At 39.6% G+C, this 20,234-nt stretch carries 16 protein-coding genes and 2 pseudogenes; 10 read left to right on the forward strand and 8 right to left on the reverse strand.

Going from position 1 to position 20,234, the window contains the following annotated elements; all coding sequences use genetic code 11:
* Positions 1-255: pseudogene (locus tag ACOV1R_RS13600) on the forward strand (IS1182 family transposase); the annotation flags it as partial.
* 82 nt (positions 256-337) lie between these two features.
* Here the strand turns inward: ACOV1R_RS13600 and nrdG are convergent.
* The 3 genes and pseudogenes from nrdG to ACOV1R_RS13615 all read right to left on the reverse strand — a co-directional run.
* Complete coding sequence (gene nrdG, locus ACOV1R_RS13605; RefSeq protein WP_050557824.1) at positions 338-940, reverse strand: anaerobic ribonucleoside-triphosphate reductase activating protein; 603 nt, start codon at positions 938-940, stop codon at positions 338-340.
* Between the two features lie 89 nt (positions 941-1,029).
* Entirely contained in the window at positions 1,030-3,453 is a 2,424-nt protein-coding gene (nrdD, locus tag ACOV1R_RS13610) for an anaerobic ribonucleoside-triphosphate reductase (protein WP_003646551.1), read from the reverse strand.
* Positions 3,454-3,772: 319 nt separating this feature from the next.
* Positions 3,773-3,937, reverse strand: a pseudogene (locus tag ACOV1R_RS13615) (zinc ribbon domain-containing protein); the annotation flags it as partial.
* Between the two features lie 72 nt (positions 3,938-4,009).
* Here ACOV1R_RS13615 and ACOV1R_RS13620 point away from each other — a divergent pair.
* From ACOV1R_RS13620 to nrdF, 6 genes are all read left to right on the forward strand, one after another.
* Entirely contained in the window at positions 4,010-4,696 is a 687-nt protein-coding gene (locus ACOV1R_RS13620; RefSeq protein ID WP_003646115.1) for an IS6 family transposase, read from the forward strand.
* Between the two features lie 450 nt (positions 4,697-5,146).
* A complete protein-coding gene (locus ACOV1R_RS13625) occupies positions 5,147-5,599 on the forward strand; it encodes a class Ib ribonucleoside-diphosphate reductase assembly flavoprotein NrdI (RefSeq protein WP_072535998.1) in 453 nt (150 codons plus the stop codon).
* 27 nt (positions 5,600-5,626) lie between these two features.
* Positions 5,627-7,774: a class 1b ribonucleoside-diphosphate reductase subunit alpha gene (nrdE, locus tag ACOV1R_RS13630; RefSeq protein ID WP_033615749.1), complete on the forward strand. Its 2,148-nt coding sequence runs from the start codon at positions 5,627-5,629 to the stop codon at positions 7,772-7,774.
* A 105-nt stretch (positions 7,775-7,879) separates the two neighbouring features.
* Positions 7,880-8,371, forward strand: coding sequence for a ribonucleotide-diphosphate reductase subunit beta (locus ACOV1R_RS13635; protein WP_424744127.1), 492 nt, complete (start codon positions 7,880-7,882; stop codon positions 8,369-8,371).
* Positions 8,343-8,807 carry a ribonucleotide-diphosphate reductase subunit beta gene (locus tag ACOV1R_RS13640; protein ID WP_338747639.1) on the forward strand — a complete coding sequence of 155 codons (465 nt, stop codon included), beginning with the start codon at positions 8,343-8,345 and terminating at the stop codon, positions 8,805-8,807. Before ACOV1R_RS13635 ends, ACOV1R_RS13640 begins: the two co-directional genes overlap by 29 nt.
* A gap of 14 nt (positions 8,808-8,821) precedes the next feature.
* Positions 8,822-9,772, forward strand: a complete 951-nt coding sequence (gene nrdF, locus ACOV1R_RS13645; RefSeq protein ID WP_003646148.1) for a class 1b ribonucleoside-diphosphate reductase subunit beta — start codon at positions 8,822-8,824, stop codon at positions 9,770-9,772.
* 60 nt (positions 9,773-9,832) lie between these two features.
* On the opposite strand, the gene ACOV1R_RS13650 is transcribed toward nrdF, so the two are convergent.
* A complete protein-coding gene (locus ACOV1R_RS13650) occupies positions 9,833-10,450 on the reverse strand; it encodes a TetR/AcrR family transcriptional regulator (protein ID WP_016527441.1) in 618 nt (205 codons plus the stop codon).
* A gap of 623 nt (positions 10,451-11,073) precedes the next feature.
* Here ACOV1R_RS13650 and ACOV1R_RS13655 point away from each other — a divergent pair.
* The 3 genes from ACOV1R_RS13655 to ACOV1R_RS13665 all read left to right on the forward strand — a co-directional run bounded on the left by ACOV1R_RS13655 (position 11,074) and on the right by ACOV1R_RS13665 (position 15,602).
* Entirely contained in the window at positions 11,074-11,643 is a 570-nt protein-coding gene (locus tag ACOV1R_RS13655; protein ID WP_041153582.1) for a recombinase family protein, read from the forward strand.
* A gap of 462 nt (positions 11,644-12,105) precedes the next feature.
* Positions 12,106-12,881 (forward strand): IS5 family transposase gene (locus tag ACOV1R_RS13660; RefSeq protein WP_087793481.1). Its coding sequence is split into 2 segments (ribosomal slippage): positions 12,106-12,430 and positions 12,430-12,881, totalling 777 coding nucleotides; the frame shifts between segments, so codons are not numbered across the junction.
* Positions 12,882-13,481: 600 nt separating this feature from the next.
* Complete coding sequence (locus tag ACOV1R_RS13665) at positions 13,482-15,602, forward strand: glycoside hydrolase domain-containing protein (RefSeq protein ID WP_424744131.1); 2,121 nt, start codon at positions 13,482-13,484, stop codon at positions 15,600-15,602.
* Between the two features lie 71 nt (positions 15,603-15,673).
* Here the strand turns inward: ACOV1R_RS13665 and ACOV1R_RS13670 are convergent, their stop codons facing one another.
* The 4 genes from ACOV1R_RS13670 to ACOV1R_RS13685 all read right to left on the reverse strand — a co-directional run bounded on the left by ACOV1R_RS13670 (position 15,674) and on the right by ACOV1R_RS13685 (position 18,747).
* Positions 15,674-16,210 (reverse strand): hypothetical protein, encoded by a 537-nt coding sequence (locus ACOV1R_RS13670; RefSeq protein WP_003646125.1) that lies wholly within the window; start codon positions 16,208-16,210, stop codon positions 15,674-15,676.
* Positions 16,211-16,799: 589 nt separating this feature from the next.
* A complete protein-coding gene (locus ACOV1R_RS13675; protein WP_003646126.1) occupies positions 16,800-17,315 on the reverse strand; it encodes a hypothetical protein in 516 nt (171 codons plus the stop codon).
* Between the two features lie 254 nt (positions 17,316-17,569).
* Positions 17,570-17,938 carry a DUF5388 domain-containing protein gene (locus tag ACOV1R_RS13680; RefSeq protein WP_003646127.1) on the reverse strand — a complete coding sequence of 123 codons (369 nt, stop codon included), beginning with the start codon at positions 17,936-17,938 and terminating at the stop codon, positions 17,570-17,572.
* A gap of 2 nt (positions 17,939-17,940) precedes the next feature.
* On the reverse strand, positions 17,941-18,747 hold the full coding sequence (locus tag ACOV1R_RS13685; protein WP_003646128.1) for a ParA family protein: 807 nt from the start codon (positions 18,745-18,747) through the stop codon (positions 17,941-17,943).
* Between the last annotated feature and the right edge of the window lie 1,487 nt (positions 18,748-20,234).

Genomic DNA, 20,234 nt, shown 5'->3' on the forward strand with positions numbered 1-20,234 from the left:
GTGCGAGGTTTCGACAAGGTCACCAAGGAAGCCGGAATCGTAATACTGGCGTTAAACATTATGAAACTGGTCACGGTAGGGACCAGTTTTAAAAATCAAAGGCGTAAACAAATGGGACGAGAAACCAAAATTCGGTTTCTCGTCCCATTTACTTATACAGAGGCTAGTTATGTCACAGCCTCTTTGTTTATTATGGTATTATGTCGTTTCGTCTTTGTGGATTTTTCTTATTATTTCGAATGCTTCTTTTTTTGAAGAGTGTTATAGAGTTGTTCATTTGTATTGTTGACAATTAAATAGATTTTTAATGTACTGAGTAGCTTATGTTCTTTGTAAATTATTCCATTAATTTTATGAGTTTGTGTTGTTTTAATGATGCGGGAACATCAATGATACGTTGGTTGGAACTACCTCTAAAGGGATGGTCACCAGCTTTAAGACGTTCATCGAAACGACCATCAACTAAAACGTCAAGTTTTGATAACATTTCAAGTTTGTCGTCTGAATCTTTTAATAGTTCTTCCCACGTGTAGCCTGACCATGACCAAATATCTTTGGTCGGTAATTCTTTGCGTACACGATCAATTAACGGAATTAAAATATTTGTGTTTAAAAATGGTTCACCACCGAGTAGGGTGAGTCCCTGAACATATGAATGTGATAGATCTTGGATAATTTTGTCTTGAACGTCTTTTGTGAATGGTTTGCCGTTGTTGAAGTTCCAAATTGATGCATTGAAACAGTTATGGCAGTGGAACATACACCCAGAGACAAATAATGAGCCTCTAACACCGTTTCCGTCTGAGACCGATGGAAACTTCCAGTCAGCATAAAGTCCTTTGGATAAGTCTTTAGCTAACCATTCTTTGGGCTCAGGGTTAGCAAATTGTTTAATTTTGGTAGGTTTTGGATTTTTGATATGAATGTTTGGAGTTGTCATGTAATCATCCTTTTTTTTAATATTTTGAAACTGTGAAAAGACCATCACGCAACGAACGTGAATCGATCCTCTCATGGTCTTTATTTTGATTAATTGTTTAGTTTGCGAACTTTGTTTTTATCGGCAATGTCGGACTCCAGAAATTCGCCGTTATCTAAGCGGCCAAGGGTCCCAGACATATGCTTGACACGATGAATGATTTCGGCTTGACGACCGTGTTTTGGCGGACGTTTCATTGGATTGCCAAGATAACCGCAGATCCGGCGGGTAACGTCACTGGTTTCAGGATTTGAATTTCCACAGTTTGGGCAATGGTAGCCTTTTTCATCGGCTGTGTATTCGCCATGGAAGTCGCATTCCAGACAGTGGTCAATTGCGGTGTTGATTTCAAAATAACCAATGCCGGCTTTATAGGAATAATCCCAAATTGCTTCGAGCGCATCTAAGTTATCTTTCATACATGGTAATTCAACGTAACTGATAAAACCACCGTTTGAAAGTTTTTGGAAGGGTGCTTCAAAATCTAGTTTTTCGAACGGTGTTGGTTTTCGTTCAACAAAATAGTGAAAACTATTAGTATAGAAATCATGATCGGTAACAAATGGTACGTTTGGATATAGTTTATGGTCAATTTCTTCAAAGGTACTGTTCAGACTTTCGGCTGGAGTACCATAAACTGAAAAACCGTATCCATATTGTTTTTTCCATGCCGCAGCTTTTTCGTTCATGTGTTTAATGACGGAATATGCAAAGTCGTGCGCTTCTTGATTGTAAGTGTGATCATGTTGCCAGTCACCATAGAAGCGAGCGGTCATTTCGTATAAACCAACGTATCCCATTGAAACGGATGCACGGTTGTGATTAAACAGTTCGTCGACATTTCCATCAGGATCTAAACGACCATATCCGCCATACATGAATCCGGCTGGATTGTATTTCGGTAAGGCTTGTTTAACATTTTCAATTCGAAAAAGTAAAGCATCACGTTGTAGATTTAGACGTTCATCGAGTAATTTCCAGAATTTTTCTTTGTCACCGTTTGAATCAAGTGCAATTCTTGGTAGGTTTAAACTAACGACACCTAGGTTTAAGCGTCCGCTTGAGTAATCATGTGTTTCGCCACGAGCTTTTAAATCTTCTGGTGACATCGCGCTAAGAAAACTGCGGCAGCCCATTGAGGCTTTAAAACTGCCAGTAATATCGATGACATTGTCATAGTTTAGAATTTCGGGTGACATGCGTTTAATAACTGATTTTAAAGCGAGTTTCTTGATGTCATAATTGGGATCTTTTGGATGCATGTTAACGCCGGGTTTAATTGTAAATAATAACTTTGGAAAAATTGCAGTCCGATGATCTTTACCTAGTCCAGCAATGCGTTGGTGAAGGATACCGATTTGAATTTCACGTTCAAACCAACTAGTACCAAGTCCAAACCCTAGCGTCACAAAAGGAGTTTGTCCATTTGATGAATAGAGTGTATTTATCTCGTATTCGAAACTTTGCATAGCTTGTTGAATTTCGCGGCGTGTCATTATTTCTGCGTAGTTCTTTTGATCTTCGATGTTTAATGATTTAGCAATTTTTAAGTGCTTTTTAAATGATTTTTTAGCGTATGGTGCGAGGACTTCGTCAATGCGATCGTAGGAGCAACCACCATATTGAGATGAACTTATCGCTGAAAGTATCTGTGATGCTTGTGCTACCGCGGTTGTCAATGTGTGGGGCGATTCAACATCAGCGTTTCCTAATGTGAATCCATTCTTCAACATGTCTTCTAAGTCGATTAATCCACAATTGTGATATTGGTTTGCAGGACTATAATCTAAATCATGCCAGTGAATCAAACCTTTGATATTAGCATCGGCAATTTTTTTTGGCAATATTTTTAAGCCGATTGCTTTTGAAACGGCACCAGCGGTCAAATCACGTTTGGTGGCATAAACATCAGCGTCTTTGTTAGCATTTTCGTTAACAACGTCATCATCTTTTTTCAATAGCTTGTTAATTTGGTAATCAACAGATGTTTGTTTTTTACGATCGATGTCGTGTTGTAAACGATATGCTGTATACGCTTCGGCAACTTTAAATTCTTCAACATCAACAAGTGATTGTTCAACGGCGGATTGAATCTCAGTAATGTCAAATTGCATTTTATTTTGTCGTAACAATTTGTTAATTGTTAAATCAACAATTTGATCAATCTTGGTGATGTGGTCTTCGATGTTTGAATACACATCTTCAAATGCTTTTGTGACAGCGTTTGTAATGTTTTCACGGTGGAATTTAGCAATGGATTTGTTGCGCTTGATTACGGTTTTTTGGGTATTATAACGTTGTGCTAAGCGTTGTTTTTCTTCGAGATAATGCTTATAAACGAAGACACTTTCGTCGTCATATTCCCACATCTTTGAATGATTTTTGTGATAGCGAACAATTTTTTTATCATTGGCAAGTCGTGTGATTTGCATTTCTGACAATGATAGTTCGTTAACAACATCTTTTAGTTGCATGTAGTCAGACCTTTCTGAGTTTTTATTTTAAGTCTAACGATAATGTTAGACTTACAGTTTTATTATAGCATAGCTCGCATTTATACAATAACATTTGTTGATGACAGAAATGTTTAACTGAATCGCGTTTTGCTTTTGTTAATCGGGGTTAAGAGAAATCACAGATGAAAATGTCATCGGCATAGTCTTTAGTGAACTACTCGTCACTAAAGTAACGAGCTTCTAGGAACACCGCTGACTTACACGTATATTCTAGGAATATCAGTGCAGAGGTTACGGCTATTTACTAAGGGTCGTTCCGACCCAGTTTAGTCTTTTATTAAACGTTTAATATATTGATAGCAGCATTAATGTCTCTATCGTGATTAATACCACAGTTAGGACATATCCACTGTCTAATATCTAAGGTATGTTTACCATCATCGTACCCACAGCTTGAGCAGATTTGAGATGTCTTTCTTGGATTAACAGTGACCAACTGTTTACGGTTCTGGTGCAAAATTTTTCAGGTAAACTTATTTTGAGTATAATTAGCCTAAAAAGCGAGGTAGCGATGATGGAAAATTATTTTAAAGGGCGACATTTCCAAAAAGATATTATTTTGGTAGCCGTTGGCTACTATTTTAGATTCTCATTAAGCTACCGTGATGTGGTTGAAATTTTGCGTGACCGTGGAATTATTATTCATCATACAACCGTCATGCGCTGGGTTCACCATTACGGGCCACTATTCAAATTATTATGGCGAAAACAGCGAGATACTCATAGTCAAAGCTGGCGAGTTGATGAAACCTATATTAAAATCAAAGCTCGTTGGCATTACTTCTATCGAGCCATTGATAGTCATGGATTAACACTAGATTTTGAGTTACGTAAACATCGTGATTATCAATCCGCCTATCATTTTTTGAAACGTTTATTGACGACCTATGGTCGTCCTGATTGTCTGGTTACTGATCAATATGCTGGCACTTTAAAGGCTATTAAACAAGTAATTAAAGATGGCTTATTGGTGAAAGCAAATCACCAATGTTCTAAATATCGTAATAATTTGATTGAACAAGATCATCGGTTAATTAAACACGTCTTAGTAAAATCAAGCGGTTTTCAATCACTACGAACTGCGCTAAAAACGCTAAGTGGGATTGAAGTCATGCATCAACTACATAAAGTAAGCCAAAGAGAACCAAGTCTCTTTGGTTTTTCGTCGTCACAATCACTAATCGAATTATTAGTACAATGATCCGTTCAACAATCGTCCCAATGTATTAAAAAGACTATTTTGTTAATTTTGCACCAGAACCAAACTAACTTCGTGAAGCCAAGTGGCTGATTGATTAACGACGACACGCTTAATTTATCTGGCGTTCAATTCGCAAGCGTCATCTGGCACGCTTTGATGCGTCATTGACCCAACTAAACTCATAAAACTTGATTAAAAAATTGTCGATTTGAAATCTCATTATTTCAAATTGATTTTTTATTGTCTTTTTTGGCCACCACCGTAATTTAATCATCCCCGGTACCAGCCGTTTAATCGTCATTATCAAATGATAATGTTAATTCATATTTTAGCAATTCAATAGATTCATTTTGGGAAAGTCGGTATTCAAACGCTATATATTGTGCTACGATAATTCACGTCACACTATATATAGACAAAGGACGATGATTCGCTACGGAACCTGTAAATATTCTCTACATCAGTTTGAGCGGTAATACCAAATATTTTATTGGCAAACTGACAAAATACTTTGAAGAAGAACGCCACATTCAAGTTAATTCAATTAACGTTAAAGAACACCCCGAATTCACCACTCTCGACCAACCGTTTGTTGCCTTCCTGCCGGCCTTTCTTAAAGGCGGTAACGGAGTTAACAACGGCTACACCGAAATCTTGACCACCATTTTGGGGGATTACCTAGAACACGAAGATAATTATCGCCGTTGTTACGGGATTATCGGTAGCGGCAATCGTAATTTTAATAAGCAGTTTGCACTCACGGCTAAACAGTACGCTGAGCGCTTCGGTTTTCCCTACATTACCGATTTTGAACTACGTGGCACAGCACACGATTTTCCTCGCATCGCCGATGCAATCTTAACCTATCGCGATCAATTCAGTTCTCAAACAACAAAGGAGTAGTCCCTAATGGCAACTAGCACCCCAGAAATGGAAAACACCTATTTTTACTTAAATAACCTCGTAAACATCCCCGTCGACGGAGAAATTCCGCTATATTACGATCAAGAAGCCCTCAAGGCCTATTTTGAAGAGACGGTCGAACCAAAGACTAAACAATTTGATTCATTGGATGCCAAATTAAACTACTTAGTCAACGAAGATTACATTGATCCAGATATCCTGAATCAGTATTCCCACGAATTTGTGCGGTCCTTGTTCGACCGAATGAAAGACCATCACTTCCATTTCCGCAGTTTTCTCGGCGCGTACAAGTTTTACACACAGTACGCCATGAAAACCAACGACGGACAACAATTCTTGGAAAGCTTTATCGACCGTGTCGTCTTCAATGCCCTCTACCTTGCAAACGGTGATGAGCAACTTGCTAATGACGTTGCCGATGAATTAATTTCACAGCGTTATCAGCCCGCCACTCCCACTTTCCTCAACGCGGGGAAAAAGCGCCGCGGAGAAATGGTGTCGTGTTTCCTAATTGATATGGCCGACTCAATGCTCTCCATTGGCCGTGGCGTTAATTCCGCCCTTCAACTATCACGGATTGGCGGTGGCGTCGGTGTTAACCTGTCAAATCTCCGTGCCTCAGGCGATTCTATCAAAAAAATTGCCAACGCCTCGTCCGGGGTTGTACCAGTGATGAAGTTACTTGAGGACTCATTTAGTTACAGTAACCAGCTTGGTCAACGTAACGGTGCTGGGGTTGTCTATCTCAACGTTTTCCATCCCGATATTTTACATTTTCTGGATACCAAAAAAGAAAACGCGGATGAAAAAATTCGGGTAAAGACCCTGTCCCTCGGGCTGATCGTTCCCGATAAATACTATGAATTGCTCAAGACTAACGAACCGATGTATCTTTTTAGTCCCTATGACGTTGAACGCGAATACCACACGCCATTTGCCTACATTGATATCACGAAGGAATATGACAACATGGTTGCCAACCCGAACATCAAAAAATCGGTCTTTAACGCCCGGAAGCTAGAACAAAAGATTTCTCAACTCCAACAAGAATCTGGGTATCCTTACATCTTGAACATTGATACGGCGAACCGCACGAACCCCGTCGATGGCAAAATTATTATGAGTAATCTCTGTAGTGAAATTCTCCAGCCCCAGGAACCCTCAGAACTTGATGATGATCTATCGTATAAGACCATTGGTACCGATATTTCATGTAACCTCGGATCAACTAATATTATGAATATGATTGATTCGCCAGACTTTGGTCGCTCGGTTGCGGTCGCCGTTCGCGCGCTCACCCTCGTGACCGATACAACCAACGTCAAGGAAGTCCCAACCGTTAAACATGGTAACGAACTTTACCATACGATCGGATTGGGTGCCATGGGTCTGCATACCGCCCTTGCACGCCACCAAATTGAATATGGCTCACCTGAAGCCCTTGAATTTACGGATGCTTACTTCCTAGCCTTAAACTACTATTCACTCGTCACGAGTAACCAAATTGCACGCGAACGTCACGAAACCTTCGCCAAATTTGAGCAATCAAAATACGCCGACGGTAGTTACTTTGATCAATACCTGAACGCCGACTTTGAATTTAAGAGTACTAAAGTTGCAGAAGTTTTCAAAAACATTAAATTACCATCTGTTGCCGACTGGGAGGCCCTCAAACAGGCCGTCATGGCGGATGGTCTTTACCATCGTAACCGACTTGCCGTGGCACCGAATGGTTCCATTTCGTACGTCAATGAAACAAGTGCGTCACTTCACCCAATCACACAATTAGTAGAACAACGGCAGGAAAATAAAGTGGGATCAATCTTCTACCCGGCACCCTACCTGTCTAACGAAACTTTGCCCTACTACACGCCCGCATATGATATCGACCAACGCAAAATCATCGATACCTATGCCGTAGCGCAAAAACACATTGATCAAGGCATGAGTCTGACACTGTTCATGCGTTCAGTTTTGAAACCCGACCTTTACGAGTGGAAGGACAATGACAACTTGAAGATGACGACCCGGGACCTTAACCGGTTACGGAATTACGCCTGGACCAAGGGCATCAAGTCACTTTATTACATCCGAACATTCACAGAAGACGACGAAATCAAAACCGCAAATGAATGCGAGTCATGCATGATCTAGGGAATGTATTCAGGGTTAGCGCCCGTTTAACCCACCGACAACACGTTATTGGATCACGGTGCCCGTACACCTGTGAATCCTAACTAAGGAGACGAACAAATAACGATGGACTATTTATACTACAAAGCAATTAACTGGGATGACATTAAAGATAATTTCGATAAATACACGTGGGAACAACTCACCACTAACTTTTGGTTGGACATTCGGATTCCCGTCACGAATGATCAACCAGCTTGGCAACAGCTAGCAGACACTCAACAACAGGCCATTACCCGCATGTTGGCAGGTGCATCGATGTTAGCCGTCTACCAATCAGAGGTCGGCACTCCTGCCATTCGCCATGATCGGCGAACCCAACAAGAAGAATCCGTATTAAATACTATTACCTTCATGAAATCAGTCCATGCTAAGAGTTACACGACCATTTTCCGGGCCCTGATTCCAGGCAATGGTGGCGCAAATTTCACTTGGGCAGACAATAATACCGATCTGCAAGCTGAAATAGACCAACTCGCTCAAACGAGCACTAATGGCACGGCTTTACAAAAAAAAAGCCCTTTTCATTTTGACCGAAACTGGCCTTTCATTTGGTAAATATTGGACAACCCTTCAAACCCATTCTCTCGTCAATACCTACCAAATGTTGGCCAATATTCTTCGTGGAAGTGCCATCTTTAGTGCCTATGTCGGCTACAAATTTCACCTTGGGTTTGAAGACCTCGCGTCAAGTGACCAAGCCGAACTGCAGCATTGGATTAACACCCAGTTTGATCAACTCATGCAAACCGAAAAAGATTTCCTAGAAGCTAACCTTGAAGATGCCACCGAAGCCATCAATTTGGCCTACTATGGTGCCAATCATGCACTAACATCACTTGGTTTCGATGCTAGCTACGAGGTTCAGCCATCTCCACTAGTGGCGCAGCTCAAGAAATTGATGATCGACCAAGATCAATTCTTGCAACAGGTGACGGCAGCAAACAACGAATCGGACACTGAAGAAATGACCGACGACGACTACGATTTCTAAGGAGCATTCAACTAATGAGCTATAAAACAATTAACTGGGACATCATCGAAGACGAATTTGACGAATATGTATGGGATAAAGCAACGGCACAATACTGGTTAGATACACGGGTGCCCGTTTCTAATGATTTACGCGACTGGCGGACACTTTCTGACACCGAAAAGTCAGTCATCAACCGAGTTGTCGGGGGATTAGCCTTGCTGGACACACTCCAATCCGAAGAAGGCGTCGACGTCATGCGGCCCGACGTTCGGACACGGAAGGAAGCGGCAGTCATCAATGACTTTTTGATGATGGAGTCAATTCATGCCAAGAGTTACGGCACTATTTTGACCTCTTTGAACGATCAGGCCACTGTTGACGAAGTCTTCAATTGGATGAACAATAATCCCCGAATGCAGTACAAAGCCAAACGGATCAATGACATTTACCAAACAGGAAACAACCTTGAAAAGAAGGTCGCAAGTGTCTTTCTCGAAGGAATTTTGTACTACACCAACTTCTTTACCCCACTTTGGTACCGCGGTAACAATAAGCTCTCCAACCTTTCCGAGGTCATCAAGCTGGTGATCCGCGACGAATCCGTCCATGGCACCTACCTCGGCTACAAGTTCCAACTAGGCTATAACGAGCTGCCAGAAGCTGAACAAAAAACATTCAAAAAATGGATGGATGATTTACTCGATGATCTCCTCGAAAACGAATTTGCATTCACTGAAGAAGTTTACGCGCCAATTGGTTTAGCCGAAGACGTGAAACAATTTGTTCACTACAACGCCAACAAAGCCCTTCAAAACATGGGCTTTGAATCCCGCTTCCCCCATGCCGAAATTGAAGATATCAACCCGATTGTGATGAACGGCATTTCAACCGAAACGGCGAACCACGATTTCTTCTCCCAAGTTGGTGCTGGCTATCTAATGGGTAATGCCGAAGCCATGGATAACAGCGACTACGATTTCTAATTCTTATCCGCTTTCTAATCAAAACGTCCCTCCCCGAATCAAATCGAGGAAGGACGTTTTTTAATTTGTAGTTGTTTGAATCGGTGCTAGCAAAAAGTGAATCTGTTGGCGAACCCGTTCCCGCACATCGGCACTCAATCGCCGCTGATTTTTAATCAACAATTCATCATACAGTACCTTCTGAAAAATCGACATCACAATCATCGCAAGGTTATCGGCAGCTTGGCTGTCATTAAGCGCCAGTTTCTCGATATTTTGAAAGGCTTGAGATAATCGCGCCTGAATTTGTTGAATCGCGTCAATCAACCAGTGAGATTGCTCATCAGACAACAGCATTCGTTCACGAATTGTAATAATGAACGATTGATAGCTGGTTTCACTTTGGAATGCTTGCCATAGCTGATCGAATAATGTCATCATTTGAGTTTCGATACCAGTGACAGTTGTCGAATTTGTTAGTGATACCGTTAGTAAACTAACCCGACTTTCAATTCCCTGCTGAACAATTGTATCCAAAATTTCCTGTTTACCATGTGGAAAGTGGTAGTAAAGTGCGCCCTCCGAAGTCCCTGCCGCTTTATTAATCATTCGTGTCGTCGTTGCCTCAAAACCGCGACTAGCAAACAGTTTGCGAGCCACATCAATAATTTTATCCTTTGGTTGGTCGTTTTTAATCATTTAATCTCCATCTTCGTAAAAAGTCGGGCACTCAGGCCCGACTTAAACTACATAATACCGACAGTTTGTAAAATAAGGTACCCGTTTAAGATTACCAAAACAATTGCTGAACCCCAAGCACAGTACTTAATCCAGCCCCTAACGAAAACGAACAAGGAACAAACAGATATAACCATTGGGGGGAAGATGACTATAAAGAGTTCTTGACACATGTAAGCAATGACTTAATGGAAAAGGTCCAGGAAAAACAAGATGCTCTTAATTGATAATATTAGCTGATCAATTCAATATTGACCTAGACTTTTTTTATTTCGTGATGTAACGAGACTTGTAGATGTCCACTAGGAGTCTCCAAATTAGACCCTGTAACAGAGAATAATAGGAGAATGACAGCGACACAACTTACAGTTGTGGCCTCTTTTTTGATACTGTATAATTAAAGGGTTAGAACCGTGTCATTACTTAATGACATAAGTAAGGAGATAAAAAGNTACTAACAAATTTTATAATTAATAGAACTAGCCAGGCCACAACTTAACAGTTGTGGCCTCTTTTTTGATACTGTATAATTAAAGGGTTAGAACCGTGTCATTACTTAATGACATAAGTAAGGAGATAAAAAGATGAAATATGGCTATGCGCGGGTCAGTACCACTGATCAAAAATTAGCAAATCAAATTGAGTTACTAAAATTGGCAGGGGCAGAAAAAATCTTTCAAGAAAAGTTTACCGGCACAACTACTGAACGACCGGAGTTTCAAAAATTGTTGCGCGTTCTAAAAACAGGCGATACTTTGATTGTCACTAAGTTGGATCGGTTTGCACGGAACACGCGCGAGGCATTAGCCATTATCCAAGAGTTGTTTAAAGAAAATGTCAAAGTTAATATTTTGAACATGGGCTTAATTGATAATACGCCGACTGGCCAATTAGTCTTTACAATATTTAGCGCCTTTGCGCAGTTTGAACGCGATATGATTGTCACGCGCACACAAGAAGGTAAATTGTATGCCAAGCAACATGATCCGTTGTTTCGGGAAGGACGACCGAAAACGTATTCTGATGAACAGATCAGATTTGCTTATGAGCTGCGAAAACAAGGCATGACTTATAAGATGATTGAACGAAAGACGGGGATTAGTAAACGCACGCAGCAGCGTCGGTTTAAGTTAATTGAAAAAGATAGCTTCTAAATTTATTTAAGATGGCTTAAATTAGCCTAAACATGAATACTTAAATAATCGCTTACTAAAAAGATTACTGCTTGGTTTAAGTAGTCTTGAGAAATATTCATTTTGAAATTGGAGGCATTAAATTATACTAGCTTTCTATATAATATTAGTTGTGATAGGGTTCGATATGAACTACAAGAGGCCCGCTCAATTGTTAGTTGAGCAGGCCCTTTGTGGGTATTTTGATAAAGAGTTAGTCACTCTATGCTAATTATAAGTCTTAGTTTCCAAATAGAAACATATTTATCAAAATAATACAGTTTATACGATGGATGTTAGTCTCTACAATGTGTTTCATAGCAGTTGATAGTTACGGTTAAAAACCGTATGCAACAATTAATAAGAAATGCAAATTTTACTAGGGACTGTCTGAAAACTAAAAATTCAGGTATAATCTGAGGAAAAACGAATCGTGGCATTCCGATGACAACACCTAAACGATACGAACTGGAAGATGCTCAGTGGGACCGAATCAAAGGATACTTCCCGCCATACCGGACTGGCCGTCCATCAAGCCTAGACAACCGTACCGCCCTCAACGCTATCCTCTGGCTCATGCGCAGTGGGGAGCCTTGGCGTGATCTACCTGAACGCTATGGCTCTTGGAAAACGGTGTATAGTCGCTTCCGAGCTTGGGTAAGTTCGGGCTTATTCGAACAGGTTTTCCTCGAATTGATTGACGACCCTGATAGGGAAAACTTGAGCTTGGATTCAACGATCGTTCGAGCACATCAAAAAGCCACTGGGGCAAAAAAAACGCCGAATGTTTGGTCGAAAATCAAGCTATTGGACTAAGCCGAGGTGGCCGAACAACCAAGATTCACGCACTCGTTGACGGATTAGGGAATCCTCTGGGGTTTCGCCTAACGGGTGGCCAAGTACATGATAGCCAAGTTGCCAGCGAGTTACTGGAAAGCTTCGATATTTCTCAATCAAATATTATTGCGGATAAAGCCTATGGTACCGCGAAACTTCGCCAGTATATTGAAGATAAAGCAGGCGTCTATACCATTCCGCCTAAGGAAAATACCAAAGACAAGTGGGCCTGTGATTACCACGTTTATTGTGAGCGCCATTTGATTGAGAACTTCTTCAATCAGTTGAAGAACTTTCGTAGGATTGCAACGTGTTATGATAAGCTTGCTCACGTTTATCTGGCTACGGTCTACATTGCCTCAATTTGCATCTTACTTAAGTAGTTTTCAGACGGACCCTAGTCAGAATAACAAGTCAATCTACAGTACAATCTATCCAGGCAACCGGCTACAAATTAATTAACTATATGCTTAACATTTCGGCAAAAGGGTGTTATAACATAGGCTTTTAGAGGTCGTATGAGATCTCAACTAAACTAACAAGCGTCTCATTGCCGGTGGCGTGTCAACGGTCCGTGCTAGAACAAGAAACTATTTAGGTTAATTATTAAATAATAGCTGCTGGCAAAAGAAGCCCCACAGCAACCTTAATTGGCTGGTGTGGGGCTTCTTTTGTTATTCTAAATCGTTTTCAGTAATTAATTGATTCAGGTAGATTGTAAAATTAATCCTAACAAAGTTCGAACCAAAAAAGATCAGTGTCCCTTAAAATAACGTTTACCATAAACCCATTTTTAAGGAGTTGATTTTTTGTCTAGCATAACCACCTATTTGGATAATTTGGCAAAGAATTCGGATTAAATTTGCAATCTATCATTTAACTTTGAAATATTGGACAAAATAGATTAAAGGGAATAAAATTAACACGAACGTATGTTCTTTGGTGGCAGACGTGTCACTAAAAATATAAAAGGGGATTTTAAAATGGCAGATGAAGCCGTATTAAAGGTTCAAAAATGGTTAAATTCAACATATGGTAATGTCGAAGGGTTTAAAAAGGCACCAGAAAATGGACAGACTGGCTGGGCAACTATTTATAGTTTGCGTGAAGGATTGCAATACGAATTAAAAGTTTCGCCACTTGGTGAGGGGTTTGGTAATGCCACCCGGAAGGCGGTAGATGGCTTCGTTGAAAATTTGAAGCTTAATTATAAAGGTAATGTTGCCAAGCTAATTCAAGGAGCCTTTTGGTGCAAAGGAATTTCACCAAATGATTTTTCAACTGTTTATTTGGCTGATACGATAGCAGCAGTTAAGAAATTACAAAGTGATGCTGGTATTACTGCCAATGGTACAATGACAACTAACTTGATGGCTGCATTATTTGATATGAGTGCTTTTGTATTAGTCCAAAATGGAGATGCTAAAATTCGGGCAATGCAGCAATGGTTAAATGCCAATTATGAGAGTTATATTGGTATTAGACCTTGTGATGGAATCTATCAGCGCGACACAAATGAGGCACTAATCTATGCTCTCCAGGCTATCGAAGGTATGTCACCCAGTGAGGCCAATGGTTATTACGGTAATCAAACTATTGCTTTGACGCCCACTGTCAAGGTCGGCGAGCATGGTAATATCGTTAAACTAATTCAGTATGGGCTTTATGTGAATAACTACTATCAGTCTGGAGCCTTTGATGGGTATTTCAGCACTACTGTTGCAAATGAGATTGTGGCTTTTAGGAAGTTTATGATTTTACCCGATGGCTCATTAAGTAGTGCCTCGACTTATTCAGGCGTAGCTGATTTGCGAGTGATTAAAGGACTTCTAACTAGTAATGGTGATACCGGTCGAGATTCTAATACCTTTGATTGCGCAACCCAACTGACAGATACTAGTATGATTCAACGGCTGTACCAAGCTGGTTTTTCAATCGTTGGCCGTTACTTAACGGGATCTGTCGGAACGGGTAGTGCCAAAAAAGCCAAGAACTTGACATCTGATGAAATTAGTAAATTAACTGTTGCGGGTTTTTCGATTTTTCCTATCTATGAGGACGGTGGGTATGAAGTTAGTTATTTCACTGAATCACAAGGAACTAAAGACGCATACCTAGCAGCATATGCGGCTCGTGCGCTCGGCTTTCCAGACGGTACCGTGATCTACTTTGCAGCGGACTTAGATTTACAGGATGGAGACATCGAGGGTACGGTTATTGCGTACTTGCAAGCCGTACGAGCATCACTAACTGACTTAGGCTATAAAACTGGGTTATATGGGACACGGAATGTTTGCCTACATGCGGCAGAAAGTATGGGAATTTCGAATTTCTTTGTGGCTAATATGTCTTATGGATGGAGCGGTAACCTCGGGTTTCCAATGCCCAAGAATTGGTGCTTCGATCAATTTGTAGAGTATACTACTGGTTCTGGTGTTGACATTGACCAAGATGCATCATCTGGTCGTGATAGTGGGACTAACAAATATAAAAGTACAGGTGGTGTCACCGCTGATGAAGCGCTTAAATATATTTTAGGGAATACGAACCTGCAAATTGGTGGGAAATACGTTCAAACTATTGGGCCGTTTAAGGTTACCTGGCTTGCTACTAATGAAGTAGCTGATAAATCAAGTTCAAACATTGTGACTATTTCAAATAACGAATTACCGGAAGCTGATCTAACAGCTATTCTAGAAACAAAGTATAAACTTCCAGATTGGATTGGGCATTTAACTGTTGATGGTATTGGAAAATGGGGGATTTCAGAGAAAATAAAGAAAGGAAATTTTGAGTTAGAAATTGGTGATAGTAAGGACGGTGAGTTTAGTTTTAAGTTGAAATATTATGTCTATCAAGTTGAAAAAGGCCCATTAAGCGAGACCTTAACAATTGAAATTGATGTTACTTTCAACAAGAGCGACTTCGATAACTGGCCTACCTACGACCCTGCTGAATCATTTGGGATAACATTAGCCGCTACCCTTTCAGTAGCTGTAATTATTTCAATGGCGCCTGCAATTGCTGGTTCAGCGTCTGCTGCGGGTGTTGTCGCAGCATTTGTAGCACTTGCCACAAAATTTTTAACGAATAATAAAGGATAAGATAAAAAATTTAGATAAAAAAGAACAAGGTGAGAAACCAAAATTAGTTTCTCACCTTGTTCTTTGAGCACTCAGATTCCTGTACCAAACCATCCTATAACCAACGATAGTAACAATAAAGAGTAAGATTGTAAATGGTACTTAAATAAGGCTTTGTGATCTTGTTCGTTTGGTAGTAGGAAAGCTTGTTTTTCAATAGGCTGCTCATGCCAAATAGGTTGTTGTTTCCAAAAATGATATAGCTGTTGGGGAAGTGCTATCGTGGGTGGAATAGCAATCATAAAGCCAATGATTGCTGGTCGGATTTGGATGATACTATTTCCGAAAGCAACTATGTACCAGAGCCACATGAGCGAACCATAAAAGCAACCTCTAGCAACTGTAAACTCTAGCCAGAAGAGTAGTTCGTTTTTTAGGGAGCTTCTACGATACGTTTGAAGGACTTTTTTCTTGATCTGTTTCATCTTTTGACGGGAATCGCTTTTTTTTAGAAAGAGGCCCCAAAAATATAACTCGTCTGATCTTGTATAGTCCATAATTTTTTTTCGAATCTTACCAAGAAATATGAGTAAAACAAACTCAACTAATAAGATCAATAATGGTAACATCAATTTTGGGCCTCCTTAAAAAGGTACACTTATCCAGTCGCTGGTAGTTAATTATAGTGAATGTAAGATTTATACAATTGCTGATTTTAAAAACACAAAAATTAATATATAATTCAGTTGGCGCAAAAGTGGTATTTATTAATTTTGGCCACAATAGCAGACTACATCTATAAATGACATCGTATCATACTATTTATAGATGAAGGATGCTAAAGAAACATTAAATCGAAGGTTATGTTGGATTATATCAAAAAGTCAAACTTAAACAATGAAACAATTAATGAGATCATAGCAGCACTTGAACCTATTAATCAACGGCCATTGAAAACTATCGGACTTATTCGGATTAATTTTACAATCTGCCTAGAATCTATTTTTTGTTATAGAAAGTGTTATATTTTTTTGACACTAGGAAATGTGCAAAACTATAGACTTACAGATGGATTATAATCAACTTTTTGGGGCCACTTTACATGGAAGATCGTTTTATTTTAATTGTCCGAAAAAATAGAATTATTTGGTTAAGTCTAAAGAGGCACTTCATAATCGAGGTGCCCCTTTTTAGACTTAGCTAGTAATCCGTACCGAATTAAGTTAATGGCTTACGATCTGTCAACAAAGCAATCGGCGACAGAATCAATACAATCACCGCGCCTACTAAGTAGGTATGACTGAAGGCCTGGCTGATTTGTCGATTCTTACTATGCTTAATTTTTCTCAAAGCTGTCGTTAAAGCTTCTTTTTGTGCCAATTGTTTGAGACCTACTAACAATTTTTTCTGACCCTGACTTATTTTCTGATTACCCAAATTAATTTTTTGAGAAGCTACTGACAGTTTAGATATAGCGGTATTTTGATTTTCTAACTTGGTTAAGGTAAGTGCTAGTTGCTGGTTACCCGCTTTTAAGTTGTCAGTAGCTAGTGCTAACTTCTTCTGGGCTTGGTAGACCTGGTGAAGATCGGTTCCCTTTTGGGGCTGTGGTAAATCAACTTGAGATTTGGCCGCTTGTTTAAGGGCACGTATTAGGTTCGTCTGTTTGTTTTTAGTTGTTAATTTGGCTGATCCAGTAGTGGAAAATAGGCTATTCAATTGTTGATGAGCCACTTTGTTTACAATCTACCATATAAACGCATTCTCGTGCATTGTTTGCTTATACGTGTATATAGTTGTCAAATACGTGCTATGATTGTGTATGTCCTAAATGGACACAAGCAACGCTCCTAAGCAAAGCCTGTATGTACTGATTTCAGAAAAGCCCTCTATTCCGCATAATAGAGGACTTTTTTGTGTGCATTCTGCTTAATTTAAACGGACAAGTATACATCTAAAAGCTGAACGTGTTGTCTGAGAGCGCGATATTATTTTCCCCTAGTTCGGGCGTCTCTACTCTCCAGAATATCTAATTGAAAAGTAAATTTTCGCTTGTCTTCAGCGTCTAAAGAATCAATGAGATAGTCTAATGCGTTATCAATGGCATCTTTTTGAGATTTATATAGACCAATTCCAGATAAAGCTTCCGCTTTGTTCTTAATATGGTTGTTGATTCTAACGTTAGCATAAAAAGTAACAGAATCTGCAACGCTTTTTCCCAGTTTTGATGGTTTGCCATTATTACTTTTAAGATCATCTGTAGTAAAGGTGTTTTTGGGTTTGATATCTTGTCCACGATCAAGTGGGTCCGTCTTTGGTTGTTTTTTTAGATTGGGATTGTTTAATAATCCGCTCATTCCTATTCACCAGCCATTCTGCTAAATATTTCATCAGTAACGTTGGAGTATACGTCTTGAACTGCTTTATCAAATTGATCTTTAAATGTCACCCCGGTTACATCATATCGTTTTAAGCGTTCCATATTTTTAATTGTTATGTCAAAAATATTTTCTTTACCAAATATATCAATTGCTTTAGCTAAGGTGCTCTTATCGACAGGGGCACCATTTTTCAGCAAAACCGGCAATATTCCTAGTAAATCTAATGTCGGAGCGTGGAATTCATTGATAATTTGATCTTGCATGTATTTGATGAATGCCTGGGCACCCTGAAGCGATCTTTCCTGAGTTTGAAGAACGACAATCGCGTAGTCTGTCATATATAATGCGGTATCTGTGATTAGGCTAATTGTAGGTGGAACGTCTACCAACAAGTAGTCATAGTCATCTTTCCACGGATTTATTAAGGTAGACAAGTATTTTACACGATCGGTGTAGTCAGAAATTATATTCTCCATATATCTAGGATATAAAGAAAAGTCAGCTGAGGATGGAAGAATATCTAAATTTTGGATTACGTTGATGATAGCTGGTTTGAGGTTTTTGTTTTTAATTGCGGTCATCAAGGTTTCATCAAAAGAAGTTACTTCACCGCCGAAGTTATTTTTAGTTTTTAAATATAAATTAGTGGCGTTAGCTTGAGGATCCAAATCTATTAATAGTGTTTTATACCCACGACGTGCCAACTCGATACCAGTCATTGTACTATTAGTTGTCTTGCCAGTCCCGCCTTTAAAGTTTGAAAATGTTATGACTTTGCTATCCAAAATATCACCTCATAAATATGTAGTGTAATGCTCTTAAAGCATAGCACAAAAATTAGTACATGTATACAAATACAAGTGTGTAAAAATAAAAATGTATACATGAGCTTTATGTAGACTGCAATAGAGGCGTTTTGAATGAGTATAAAAATACTAATTTTTACATTAGTATTTGTACTAATGTAAAAATGTATACATTTTAAAAAAAGTGTTGATTTCTTTTATTGAGAGAAATACAATTGTACTTGTAAGTGAATACAAAAAAACACCCACCGACGGGAATCGGTGAGCGCCACATAAAAGTCATCGTTGTTTAATGACTATTATATCATGGCCGGTGCGATTTTTAAAGCCCTAGGGGACAAGCTGGGGTCTAAATCCAAGGGGACACGTTAGCCAGTGCGACTTCAATAAGTCTGGCTATACCACTACAAGGTCATCTGTACGGCTGGGTGGTGAATGGTGAGCGCGACCATTAACGGCGCGGGTGGTAAAACGAAGCTTCGGCTTGGTGCCATTGATTAGTTGGTGATCGAACAAAAACAAATACGTATCATCAACGCCTTCTAGGGCGTTTTTTAGTAGGCTAAACCGAAAACGTAGGTTTATAATGAGTGGTGGTAGCAATACCGCAATTGTACAGACAAGCGACGGGCGTTAACGACCGACGAACTAAGGGGCAACTTTTAGTAGTAGAATTGTACTCTGGTTCAGTTATTCCAAATAGCTGATTCCAGGGAACAATTCTGCGCTCAAAACGTCACTCCCTCTAAACTGNAGGGGCAACTTTTAGTAGTAGAATTGTACTCTGGTTCAGTTATTCCAAATAGCTGATTCCAGGGAACAATTCTGCGCTCAAAACGTCACTCCCTCTAAACTGAATGGAAAACCGTAACCCGTCAAGTCAAATTCCAAAGAAAAAAAGAAAGTTGGTGGAATTGTTGGAATGTAAGGATTACATTGTTCCATTGAATCCAGATGTGATCGTTAAGAAGACAATCTATCGGAGTTCTGCAAGAATTACAAATCAGCAGAGAGATCAAGTAAAAAGAGTTTTGCATAAGCAAGGGTATCAGGGAAGAATTAGTAGTATTCGATATACTCGGGTAAATTACAAGTATTCCTTTAAAGTATCCGTGAAGTATCAGGGGAGTGTCGGTAAGTTTTTGGTTAATACAAAGAATGAGACAGTTGAATTCAAGGGAATGGCCTAGACGTAATTTCAGTGAATTTCACAAACTCATTTTCCCCAATTAAAGCCAATCTGCGACCTATACCACTTCTTTTTTGGACAAGTTCACAATCGAAAAATAACGGAATGTGGAAGTACCGCGGTGAATGTGGGTTACTTGGGATAAGTCGCCTTATGTGAAGTAGAAATTGGTATACTAAAAAAGGCTCCCGGTTTAAGAACGTGTTTAGAATCTTTTCAAGAGTATTCGCAGGAAGGCTAAGCTAATCATCATCTTACTGGTGTTCAGCTTTCGCTC

This window comes from Lactiplantibacillus sp. YT640 (genome assembly GCF_049745435.1).
In the GTDB taxonomy this organism is placed as follows: domain Bacteria; phylum Bacillota; class Bacilli; order Lactobacillales; family Lactobacillaceae; genus Lactiplantibacillus; species Lactiplantibacillus plantarum.